Genomic DNA, 11,645 nt, shown 5'->3' on the forward strand with positions numbered 1-11,645 from the left:
ATAATAGCCGCTTGAAAAATTTCTTTAAAAACGCTTGACAATATTAGAAATTATTGGTAATATTAATCTTGCATTTTGAATTGCGAGAGGTACCGAAGCGGTCATAACGGGGCGGTCTTGAAAACCGTTAGGGTGCAAGCCCACGTGGGTTCGAATCCCACCCTCTCGGCCATCAAATGCTTGAAATTGAATAGTAATAACATTTATTATTACCTTTGGAGAAGTACTCAAGTGGCTATAAGAGGTGCCCCTGCTAAGGGTATAGACCGTTTGCGCGGTGCGTGGGTTCAAATCCCACCTTCTCCGCCACCAAGAACTACGCATCAACATTGATGTTGAGATAGAACCTGTTACGTAAAGTAGCAGGTTCTTTTGTTTTATAGGAAATTGCGCAAAAAAGAAATTTAGATGATGGGGCGGACAGGGCGGTGTTTTCTAAAGGTTTTTAAAAAATAATTCTGCAGAGTTTAGTCACTGTGGAGTTATTTTTTTTCTTAAAAACCCTTAATACAGAAAAATAAGGGTCATTATTTTATATAAGTGGGGAGAAGAAGGTTGCCAATTTTCTTTATTGACAGCCTTCAAACAATGTGCAAGAATAGACTTAATTTTTGTAATTATTAAATTTGATTTCATAATATATAATATTGACGTTTATACAATTATCTAATACTATGAAAATGATACTTGTCAACCAGAAGACACCATATTATCGCTCGAGATCATTAGGTTTTGCGATAAATTAATAAATTGGATTGTTATCTTTGATCAAAACAGACCCGCTAGCTTAGCGTGTATTTTCTAGCTCTGGATGAATTTTTGGGGTTAAGATTATAATAACTGAGGTGAAAGTTATGAGTTTTCAAGTTGTAGTTTCAGATTCGACCGTGAACATGATTTATTTGATATCATGTTTGATGTTTTTTGCTATGTCGTCATATCGATTGTTTATTTCGTTACCGCGGCTTCGAAAGGCCATGATAATCACCCTGAATAGTTTAATATTTGCGATTTTATACCATGACAAAAGATTCTTTTACACAAAACAACGGCTATATGATTTATGGGTAACTGTGCCAGCCACATTAATTTGGCTAACCAGTACATTATTGACACTAGCAATTACCTTAGGGTATCAAGATATCCCAATCGAAGTGCAGGCAATAACGAGCGTATTCATATTGCCAGCGTTTTTAATTTATAGCATTTTAGATCTCCCTGATTCTCAGAAGCCAAGCGACGATGAATTCAAAAGGACTCGCGACTGGCTGTAAAATTCATTTGCTACAACTCAACCAGGGATGATCCCTGTTGTAAAATATGTTGGCTTGGTCAAGCACAATAACGCTCTTTGGCAGTGTAGGTGCGAATGTAAAAAAGAGATTATCGTAAAAGGAATCACCTTAAGGAATAATCGAACTAGAAGCTGTGGTTGTTTAAAATTAGAAATGAATGCAGCTGACATACCTGTTAAAAGGAAGAAGGATTTGGCCGAAGCCATTGAAGCAAGGAAGCTAGCTGAAAAGATCTATTTCAAACCGATAATTGAGAAATACAGTAAGTGAAAAGCCCCGGTCGTGGGGCTATTGACATTTTTGTGAAATAGTGTAGAATTATAGATATTATATGTGATTGCTTATTTGCAAATCATACGAGAAGGTGCCAAGATCTAGCATCTTCTTTTTTTATTGACTTCAAACGCGAACAGATATGCCATTCTCAGAATAGATCTGCTAAACAGAGATATGTTGGCAAAATAAAAAAAGTTTCAATGTAAATTAACATAGCACACGCTATGTCATGGAATCGGTTAACCATGGCATAGCGTTTTTTTTATTCGGTTTAGCCTGTTTCAATTTTCAGCAATCGATTTAAATAGTTTGGAATTAATGCTATAATACCAAGTAAAAGTCGTTTGATGATTAACATGCCAACATCATCAATTGACGAATCATTTATCAAACTGAGTTCAGACATATATTATTAGTTGAAAGGTTGTTAAAATGACGGATGCAGAAAGACGAGCAGCAGCAAAACAATTTGTTGAAATGTGGACCGGTAAAGGTTACGAAAAAGGCCAGAGTCAGCCGTTCTGGCTTTCTTTATTGCGAGATGTCCTGGGGGTCAAAAATCCCGAGCAGTTTATTATCTTTGAAGATCAGGTCGTGCTGGATCATACCAGTTTCATCGATGGGATTATCCCCGAAACTCATGTGCTAATTGAACAGAAGGGCATTAATAAGGATCTTCGTAAAGCCATCAAACAATCCGATGGCACCATGCTCAGTCCTTTTCAGCAGGCCAAACGTTATTCCGCCGACCTACCTTATTCCAAACGGCCGCGCTGGATTGTTACCTGTAATTTCAAAGCATTTCTGATTTATGATATGGAAAAGCCCAACGGCGAACCGGAAGAAATTTTGCTGGAAAATCTCCCCGCCGAAACCTATTGCCTGGAATTCTTAGTGGATACCGGGGACAATCACATTAAAAAAGAAATGGAGATTTCCATCCAAGCCGGTGAGCTGGTGGGCAAACTCTATGATGAACTGCTGAAACAGTATATTCATCCCGATGACCCGGACAGTTTGAAAAATCTCAACATGCTGTGTGTGCGGTTGGTTTTTTGCTTGTACGCCGAGGATGCCGGGATTTTTGGCAAACATGGCAAGTTTCACAGCTATCTGAAAGATTATAACGTCAAGGATGTCCGACGAGCCTTAATCGATTTGTTCAAGGTGCTGGATACCAAACCGACCGACCGTGACCCCTATCTGGAACCCACCCTGGCTTCTTTTCCCTATGTTAATGGGGGTTTATTCTCGGAAGCAGCCATCGAAATACCCAACTTCAATGAAACCATTGTCAATCTGCTGCTGGATAACGCCAGTGAAGATTTTGACTGGAGCGAAATCAGCCCGACGATTTTTGGGGCGGTCTTCGAGAGCACCCTCAATCCCAGTACCCGACGATCCGGGGGAATGCATTACACCTCCATTGAGAATATTCACAAGGTGATTGATCCGCTGTTTCTGGACGAGCTGAAAGAAAAATTTGCGGACATCAAAGCGATTCCCATCGAAAAAACCCGCAACCGCCAGCTGGAAGAATTCCAGACCAAACTGTCGCGATTGACCTTTCTGGACCCGGCCTGCGGCTCGGGAAATTTCCTGACCGAATCCTACCTGGCCCTGCGAAAGCTGGAAAACGAGGTGCTGAAGGTACTACTGGGGGATCAGATCCGGATGGGAACCGACGCTCATACCCCGATTAAGGTGTCCATCAATCAGTTCTATGGCATTGAGATCAATGATTTTGCGGTTTCGGTGGGGAAAACCGCCCTGTGGATTGCCGAATCCCAGATGATGATGAAAACCGAAGACATCATCCATATGCATCTGGATTTCCTGCCCTTAAAAAGCTACGCCAATATTGTCGAAGGCAATGCCCTGCGGCTGGACTGGGAAGCGGTGGTGCCGAAAACAGAGCTTGATTATATTATGGGGAATCCGCCGTTTTCTGGAGCGAGAATGATGTCGAAAGAGCAAAAATCCGATATGGATCACATTTTTGGAAAACTGAAAGGAGCCAGCAATCTGGATTTTGTATGCGCCTGGTTCGAAAAGGCTGCCAAATATATTGATGCCACGTCCATTCACGCAGCGTTTGTCAGCACCAATTCCACTACTCAGGGTGAACAGTCTGCTATTCTTTGGAAAGATTTAATGGAACAGCAGCACATTCACATTGACTTTGCCTATCGAACTTTTAAATGGGATAGCGAAGCCAAGGATAAGGCGGCGGTGCATTGCGTCATTGTCGGGTTTAGCCAGGTTCAGGATGATGGAGTCAAACGGATTTATCTGAATGAAAGCATTATACAATTTGCTGATAATATAAATGGGTACCTGGTCGATGCACCCAATGTTTTTGTGGAAAGTCGTACTAAAACCATTTGTGATGTACCATCAATTGGAATTGGAAACCAACCAATTGATGGGGGCTTCTATCTTTTCACGGAAGAAGAAAAATATGATTTTATTACTAAGGAACCACAATCTGAAAAATGGTTTAAAAAATGGTATGGTGCAAAAGAATTTATCAGTCAAAAACCGCGATATTGTCTCTGGTTGGGAGATTGTCCGCCAAATGAACTCAGAAAAATGTCGGAGTGTTTAAAAAGAGTTGAAGCAGTAAAAGCATTTCGAATGGAAAGCAAACGAGGTGCTACATTAAAACTTGCGGAAACACCAACACGTTTTCAAGTGGAAAATATGCCAAAAGGTAATTATGTGGTCATTCCAGAAGTTTCATCCGAACGACGCAGATATATACCCATTGGTTTTATGAATTCAGATATTCTGTGTAGTAATAAGGTGAGACTAATGCCAAATGCAACGTTATACCACTTTGGTATATTAGAGTCTAATGTTCATATGGCCTGGATGCGAGCAGTTTGTTGTCGATTAAAAAGTGATTACAGCTATTCGATTAACATCGTCTACAACAACTTTGTCTGGCCAACCCCCACCGACCAACAACAAGCCATGATCGAAAAAACCGCCCAGGAAATTCTTAATGCCCGGGCCTTATACCCGGACAGCAGCTTTGCCGATCTCTACGACGAAACGGTGATGCCCTCGGCCCTGCGCAAGGCTCACCAGCTCAATGACCGGGCGGTGATGGACGCCTACGGTTTTGATAAAAAAATAACCGAGAGTGAATGTGTGGCCGAACTGATGCGCCTGTATCAGGAAAAAGTTATCGGTAGTGGCCTGAATTCAGAAACAATCACTGGTATTGATGAAGTCGGGAAAATGAAATATTAGTGTGGGGTTGGTGGAATTGAAAATTTTGATTGGAATTGCTGGAAATTTCTGATAGACAAACGCTAATGATAGAACTTATCAAAGGGGATACTGATAGATCCTACCTTTTCTGCCACCAAGAACTACGCATCAAAATTGATGTTAGATAGAACCTGTTACGTAAGTAACCGGTTTTCAGCTCGAAGACAAACCCGATTACAAGCAAACAAAGCTGTAATCGTTTTTTTTAAAAACAAAGTTCTTCTCATTTGGACAACAACACCAAGAATGGTGACGCCAGCTGCTTCCGCAGGGTAGGTCTTGGGAGGGGTACTCCGGGTTATACGGTTTGAGGGTTAGTGATCCGTCCTCATTTTGCTGGATCTGCCTTAAGACCGCATCAGCACCATCGGCATAAACAATGACATCACTGCCATTTGGACAATTCGGGGTGATTCTGACAATCAGGATGTCACCTTCCAGGTAGCGGGGATACATGCTGATATCGTTGACCTTTAAAGCGATATATTCCTGACCATCTGCCCGCCCCGATGTCGTCCACACCTCCAGTGGTACACTTTTACAATATCATTTACATTCTTACCGGATGATCAGCGGGGTCCTGCTGATGGCCCGACATTTACGGCGTTGCCGAAGGATCTGCAATTATTGAAAGATAAAGGTATCAGGCGTTAATTTAATTTTGCCAAAAACAGAAACCTACTGCGAAAGCTTTATTTGTTTTCATAAGTTACTGCGCCTTTTTAACGGCTAAAACCGTATAGATGGCGTCATTAATTTTAGTCTTCCTGACCATGTCAAAGCCCATCAATGTCAATGCTTTTTCGAGTTCCGCTGAGCCAATGCGAATGGCCATGGGCGGTCCTTCGATGATCAGGTCGTCCTGTTCATACTCCAGACAGAACAGGTGCCCGCCTGGTTTTAGTACCGCAAATAGAGTTGCCAGCGCTTTTGGCAGGGAACTTACTTCGTGGAGGATTAAGGATGCCATTACAAAATCAACACTGTTATTCGAAATGCTTAAGTGCTCCAGATAATCTTGAATGGGTTCAATATTAGTCAGTCCTTTTTCCTTAGCCTTATCCGCGATGACGCTGAGCATCCGTCCATCCGGGTCCATCGCGTATACTTTGCCGGATGTGCTGGCAGCCATCGGAATGGTAAAAAAGCCGGAGCCGGCTCCGACATCGAGTAAGGTATGGTTTTTTTGAATGGGCATCTGGCTAATCAGATCTTCGGGTGCGATGAGCTGCTGCCTTTGCCGGCTGTCTAAAATGGCAATTTTGGTTAAAAATTTTTGATCCAGTTGGTTGTGATGGTGCATGTGATTCATAAAAAAACCTCCAATAAAATATAATACAGACTGTAAATATCTGTAATTGCTTTAAAAAAATGAGCAGGTCAAACTGTTGATTTTTTTATTTTTCAGACAACGTCAACAAGACGTTTTTCTTTAAGGTGGTTCACCATTTTCGCTTCGGCGTCTTGCATCACTTTTTCTATCTGACACGTGCGATTCTCGTCCATTTCACAAGTGAAAAGCGCGCCGCTGCCTTCAATGGCCTGAATGACGTCATAAAAGCTGATCTCAGTCTTCGTTTTTCTAAGACTATAACCGCCGTTTGCGCCAGGGGTCGACTGAATCAGATCAGCCTTGACTAATTGCGTCAAGATTTTAGACAGGTAGGTCGGTGAGATATTCATGTGGCTGGCTAACGGCTGAAGACTTAAATTGTCGGTGCCTTCCTGCTTAACGAAATAGGCCATGATATGCAAAGCATAGTTCGTTGCTTTCGTATACTTCATCGTAATTCCTCCACCAAGATATTATAGACTGCATTTGTCTGTAATTATACATGATTGGTTTTGCGGTGTCAATAATAATTTTTAAAGTGACCGAGCCGGACCGTAATCGATCCCGAAAAATAGCGTCAAACTAAAGAAATAGTTTTAGTGGCGATGAAGTTTGTGATAAAATTGATAAAAATAACCGGAGGGGTGTAAAATGCTGGGAGCAATCATTGGGGATAGTGTTGGTTCGCGCTTTGAAAGGCACAATAATAAAAATAAAAAATTTGATTTTTTATCAGAGCATTGCTTTTTTACTGACGACGATGGATGCAGCATATGAAAGCAGACAAATCCGGTGAAACCCAATTTAAACGCACCGGGATATTACTGAGACGAAAGTTCTTTGCCTATCTTTTACCCACGATTATGATGAACGCCGCCCTGTCGCTGGGAATTGTGGTCGATGGGATTATCGTGGGCAACATCCTGGGCACCGAGGCCTTCGCAGCGGTTAATATCTGTGCGCCGATGATGTTTTTATTCAGTGCTCTCTACGCCCTGATTGGGGTTGGCGGGTCAATCCGAGTCGCCCATTGCAAGGGCCGCATGGATCATAATGGTGCCAATCTGAATTTTACCCTGTCGTTACTGGGACTGGTGATTGTTTCGGTTTTATTTGCGACGGTGGGGTTTATTTTTGCGGATCAAATCGCCACGGTATTAAGCGGTGGAAGTTCCCTGAAACCGCTGGTTAAAGACTTTCTTTCGGTGCTGGTGCTGGGCGCCCCGGTTCTGATCACGGTTCCGGGCATGGTCTATTTTATTCGCACCGATTCCCATCCCCGACTGGCGGCCAATATCTTAATCATCGCCAATGTGATCAACCTGATTCTGGATTTGGTCTTTATGGGGGTTTTTAAAATGGGGATAGCCGGTGCCGCCCTGGCAACCGTGTCTGGTTATCTGGTTGGTGCGGCGGTCAGCGGGATCTATTTCGGTTCACCACAGCGTCACTTGAAATTTGTCCGGCCCGCGCTAACCGATTTAAAAAATTACAGCGAGCTCTTCTTAACCGGTGCGCCGCCGTCGTTAACCGGCATCACCTATTTTCTGCGAAATCTATCGATTAACACCATTCTGGTTGGGACCATCGGTCCGATGGGGGTGGCGACCTTCGGGGTCTGCATGAATATGTTGTCCCTGTCAACGATTGTCATCGGCGGCACCGCCCAGACCATCATTCCCGTGGTGGGCTGCACCTATGGCGAAAAGGATTACCAGGGCATTACGGCCATCATCAAAACCGCCATCACCACGGTGACTCTGCTGTGTGTCTCCTTATTGGTGGTCTTTGTGCTTTTTCCCCTGCAGATTGCCGGATTATTTGGCATCACCGGCGACAGTCAGACAATGGCCTCGATTCAGGCGGCGATTCGGATATTTTCCCTGTCCCTGCCATTTTTCGGCATCAATTTTTTAATGATCTGTTACTACCAGACCGTTGACCGTCGGGGCTTTTCCGCAGTGATTACGGTCCTGGAAAATATCCTGATTATTCTGTCGATGATCCTGCTGATGGAAAGGCAATTTGGTGAGCGGGGGATCTGGATCGCTTTTGTGCTCAGTGAAATGCTGACCCTGTCATTAATTGTTGTTATGACGTGGTTGATTAAAAAACAATCAACACGCGTGCTGCAGCCGATCCTGCTACTGGAAAAAATAGACACCAGGATCATGGATGTCACTATTTCCAATTCAATCGCGGCGGCCACCGGGATCTCCCAGAAAATGATGGACTTCTGCGTGGCCAATCAGATTGATGCCCGGCGAACCAACCGGGTGGGGGTGATCGTGGAAGAATTGAGTGTCAATATTATTACCCATGGATTTAAAAAGAATGGCGAAAATTTCATTGATATTCGGCTGTCAATTGTCGATACGGACTTGGTGCTGCGGCTGCGTGATGATGGGGAACCCTTTAACCCGATTGCCTACCTGAGTGAGTTTGGCACCGAAAAAAGCCTGGGCCTGAAACTGGTTAATGAGATGGCTACGGATTTTAATTACAGCTACATCCTTAATTTCAACAACATTTTAATCAGTATGGCTGATGTGAACGAAACAAGTTAGATAAATCAAGTTGAAGCTTTATGTTATCGGCATAAAGTGAAAAAGATTGGGAGCGTGAAACGATGGAACTGATCAGCATGCGGGTCGTCAATGAAATGAGGATGACAGAGCCGGTACAAGCCTGTATCAAAATAATCGCCGGCCACTATCAACTGGCGGAAAAAGACATTTTTGGCTTGAATCTGGCGGTGGAAGAAGCCATGGCCAACGTGATTAAATATGGATTCGATCAGGAACAACAGCATTATTTTGACGTGGCGGTGGAAGTCGATGAGACGGCCTTCACAGTGGTGATCCGCGATAAGGGCATCCCCGGGGATTTTATTGAAGACCCATACGATGACGGGCTGGGGCTTTCAATTATGAAGCATTTCCTGGACCAGCTGATTGTCAAAAACAAAGGCTTTAATGGCCGGGAGCAACGCCTGGTCAAGTATCTCACCGGGTTGCCGGAGTATACGCGGCGGGTACCGGAACCACCGATCAATTTGCCGGCGGATCTCACTTTTGAGTATCGGCCGCTGCGCCGGGAAGAAGCCATTGAAGTCGCCCGGTGTATTTATGACGAATTCGAGTTTTCTTATAGTTGCGAACAGGTTTATTATCCGGATCAGTTTTTTGAAGCCACTCAGAATGGCCAGATCTATTCCCTGGTGGCCGTGGCCCCAGACGGCGAAGTGGCTGGCCATCTGGCGGCGGTGCGCCTGGCTGATTTTCCCGGCATTGCCGAAATGGGTATGGGCGTGGTGAAAAAAAAGTACCGCAACTTTGCCGTCATGAAAAACCTTTCCGACCAAATTGCCGCCTATTGTGAAGCCGCTGCGGACATCAACGCCCTGTTGGTTGAACCGGTGGCCTGGCATCGGATTACCCAGAAGATGTGTCCCCACTATGGTTTTATTCCCTGCGGATTTGCCTTTAACATTACCGATCTGGCAAATTTGGATTATCAGCGAGCCTCCCTTTGTCTGGCGATCCGAGCCTATCAACAAGACGACACCCACACCCTTTATGTGCCGGATGGGCTTCAAAAAACGATCCTGAGTATTTACCGTAATATTGGCATCGATGCTGTAATAGGTGAAAAAGCGGATCATCCGGAGCCGGAAAAAAGTCTGATGACGCTCAAAAAAGACCGGCATAACGGCCTCGGCAAGTTGTTTATCAACCAGACTGGTGCCGACATTGATCAGCAGTTCCGGCTGGCCCTGAAGACACTCAAAAAAGAAAAGTGTCCGGTGGTGCTGCTGTACCTGAATCTGTTTGATCCGGGGATCGCGTTTGCTTATCAGGTAGCCGTGGCCCAGGACTTTTTCTGGGTTGGCTGTCTGCCGATGAGCAATGACGGCGATTATCTGTGCATGGAATTATTGCTGGATGATGTGATTGATTTTAATCTGATCGACACGACACCGGCATTTACGGCGTTGCTGAAGGATCTGCAATTAGTCTAACGATCGAAGGTCCTGGCGCAGCTGATACCTGTGCCGGGCACCAATTGATACAGAAAATATTGCAATGTTTAGATAAGTGTTCAAAAGGAGATGTTATGTATAAAAAAACACAAGCATTAAATGAAACAGAAACTCCTGAATTTACGGAATCAACTGTTTTTATCCAAAATGGTAATTATCAAATTCCGGCTGCTATTTGTTTGCCAAATGGCCAAGGAACATTTCCTGCCGTCGTGATGCTTCATGGGACAGGATCAGATAAAAATGAAGTAGCTGATGGATATAAAATTGCCGCACATGCTCTTGCCGATGCCGGAATTGCGAGTATTCGTATTGACTTTATTGGAAGTGGCGAAAGTAGCGAAGATTATATCAATTATAATTTTAAAACCGCCATTTCCGATACCGATGCTGCCCAAAATTACATTGGCGGTCTCGAAGCTGTTGATCCCAATCGAATCGGAGTTATGGGATGGTGTCAAGGTGGGACTATTGCTTTACTGGCAGCCGGTTCCAATCAGTTATATAAATCGGTTCTTTGTTGGGCTGGATCCATTGACCTCACTTTAATGGTATCGGAAGAAAACTATGCTATTGCAAAAAGGGATGGTTTCTATAATTTAACGTTTCCCTGGCGTGGTTCACTTCAACTAGGTCTCAGTTGGTTTGATGATGTACATACTACCGATGTTCTGGAAGTGTTTTCAAATTCGAACGCCCCAGTAATGACAATAAATGGTTCCGCTGATGTTACAGTTAACCCAATAACCGGAGAGAAAATTATCTTATCTTCACAGAATGAACAATCTAGAACAGAAATCATTGCTGGTGCTGATCATGTTTTCAATCTCTTTTCTGGTGATATGAGAGTTTTTAATCAACTTATGTCTACAACCATTGATTGGTTTATTCAAACGCTTACTGAGCAGCATAGGCCTGACTGCTAATTGATATTAAAATGCAAGGCAACTTTTCGAAGTTGTAGGTTGGGTCATTTTCACTCGTCAACCTTTTCCTGGTTCTTTTTCAATTTCTGTTTGTTTTCCATAAATTCCGAAATTTCATCCATACTGGGACGCTTTTTTCCCATTGCGATCAAATACTTATCTTTTTTGTCAAATACGATTGGCCCGAACATGAACGATTCATTCAGAGAGACAGTATCATACCATTTTGCAAAGCAATCGAAACAGGAACGCCTGTATTTGTTGTACCCGGAAACAGTCACTGAAGTGAGAGCCATGATGAAGGAATACATCGCTAAATATAACCATGAACGCGGTCACCAACGATTCGATTACAAAACACCGGCAGTTGTATTCTATGAAAATATGGCATTGGTTGCCTAATCAAAATGCGAAAGGAGATTTATCTAAAAATTTCTAATTTCGGGTCTTGACAAGCGTGTACATTATAATAGAACCTGTTACGAATAAAATGG

General features: G+C 43.5%; 8 protein-coding genes and 2 tRNA genes. 7 read left to right on the plus strand and 3 right to left on the minus strand.

The features are described from left to right. Window positions 1–83: 83 nt before the first annotated feature. From FZC40_RS06475 to FZC40_RS06485, 3 genes are all read left to right on the plus strand, one after another. Window positions 84–172 (plus strand) — tRNA-Ser (locus FZC40_RS06475). A 45-nt stretch (window positions 173–217) separates the two neighbouring features. Beyond that, window positions 218–309, plus strand: a tRNA-Ser gene (locus tag FZC40_RS06480). A gap of 1,694 nt (window positions 310–2,003) precedes the next feature. Then, window positions 2,004–4,829: a DNA methyltransferase gene (locus FZC40_RS06485; RefSeq protein WP_148603101.1), complete on the plus strand. Its 2,826-nt coding sequence runs from the start codon at window positions 2,004–2,006 to the stop codon at window positions 4,827–4,829. 195 nt (window positions 4,830–5,024) lie between these two features. On the opposite strand, the gene FZC40_RS06490 is transcribed toward FZC40_RS06485, so the two are convergent. The 3 genes from FZC40_RS06490 to FZC40_RS06500 all read right to left on the minus strand — a co-directional run bounded on the left by FZC40_RS06490 (window position 5,025) and on the right by FZC40_RS06500 (window position 6,635). Next, window positions 5,025–5,372: a S24 family peptidase gene (locus FZC40_RS06490; RefSeq protein ID WP_148603102.1), complete on the minus strand. Its 348-nt coding sequence runs from the start codon at window positions 5,370–5,372 to the stop codon at window positions 5,025–5,027. Window positions 5,373–5,559: 187 nt separating this feature from the next. Beyond that, a complete protein-coding gene (locus tag FZC40_RS06495) occupies window positions 5,560–6,162 on the minus strand; it encodes a class I SAM-dependent methyltransferase (protein ID WP_148603103.1) in 603 nt (200 codons plus the stop codon). Window positions 6,163–6,254: 92 nt separating this feature from the next. Continuing rightward, on the minus strand, window positions 6,255–6,635 hold the full coding sequence (locus FZC40_RS06500; protein ID WP_148603104.1) for an RrF2 family transcriptional regulator: 381 nt from the start codon (window positions 6,633–6,635) through the stop codon (window positions 6,255–6,257). 321 nt (window positions 6,636–6,956) lie between these two features. Here FZC40_RS06500 and FZC40_RS06510 point away from each other — a divergent pair, with 321 nt between their 5' ends. The 4 genes from FZC40_RS06510 to FZC40_RS06525 all read left to right on the plus strand — a co-directional run bounded on the left by FZC40_RS06510 (window position 6,957) and on the right by FZC40_RS06525 (window position 11,553). Then, window positions 6,957–8,750, plus strand: coding sequence for an MATE family efflux transporter (locus tag FZC40_RS06510; protein ID WP_186843710.1), 1,794 nt, complete (start codon window positions 6,957–6,959; stop codon window positions 8,748–8,750). Window positions 8,751–8,812: 62 nt separating this feature from the next. Next, window positions 8,813–10,204, plus strand: a complete 1,392-nt coding sequence (locus FZC40_RS06515; RefSeq protein WP_148603106.1) for an ATP-binding protein — start codon at window positions 8,813–8,815, stop codon at window positions 10,202–10,204. A gap of 95 nt (window positions 10,205–10,299) precedes the next feature. Continuing rightward, window positions 10,300–11,151 (plus strand): alpha/beta hydrolase family protein, encoded by an 852-nt coding sequence (locus tag FZC40_RS06520; RefSeq protein WP_148603107.1) that lies wholly within the window; start codon window positions 10,300–10,302, stop codon window positions 11,149–11,151. A gap of 189 nt (window positions 11,152–11,340) precedes the next feature. After that, a complete protein-coding gene (locus tag FZC40_RS06525; protein WP_186843711.1) occupies window positions 11,341–11,553 on the plus strand; it encodes an integrase core domain-containing protein in 213 nt (70 codons plus the stop codon). Window positions 11,554–11,645 lie beyond the last annotated feature (92 nt).

Source organism: Acetobacterium tundrae, assembly GCF_008086615.1.
Classification (GTDB): Bacteria; Bacillota; Clostridia; order Eubacteriales; family Eubacteriaceae; genus Acetobacterium; species Acetobacterium tundrae.

Coding starts and splice junctions, on each gene's coding strand:
- FZC40_RS06485 (WP_148603101.1), top strand. CDS start 2,004: ATGACGGATGCAGAAAGACGAGCAGCAGCAAAACAATTTGTTGAAATG.
- FZC40_RS06515 (WP_148603106.1), top strand. CDS start 8,813: ATGGAACTGATCAGCATGCGGGTCGTCAATGAAATGAGGATGACAGAG.
- FZC40_RS06510 (WP_186843710.1), top strand. CDS start 6,957: ATGAAAGCAGACAAATCCGGTGAAACCCAATTTAAACGCACCGGGATA.
- FZC40_RS06495 (WP_148603103.1), bottom strand. CDS start 6,162: ATGAATCACATGCACCATCACAACCAACTGGATCAAAAATTTTTAACC.
- FZC40_RS06520 (WP_148603107.1), top strand. CDS start 10,300: ATGTATAAAAAAACACAAGCATTAAATGAAACAGAAACTCCTGAATTT.
- FZC40_RS06525 (WP_186843711.1), top strand. CDS start 11,341: ATGAACGATTCATTCAGAGAGACAGTATCATACCATTTTGCAAAGCAA.
- FZC40_RS06500 (WP_148603104.1), bottom strand. CDS start 6,635: ATGAAGTATACGAAAGCAACGAACTATGCTTTGCATATCATGGCCTAT.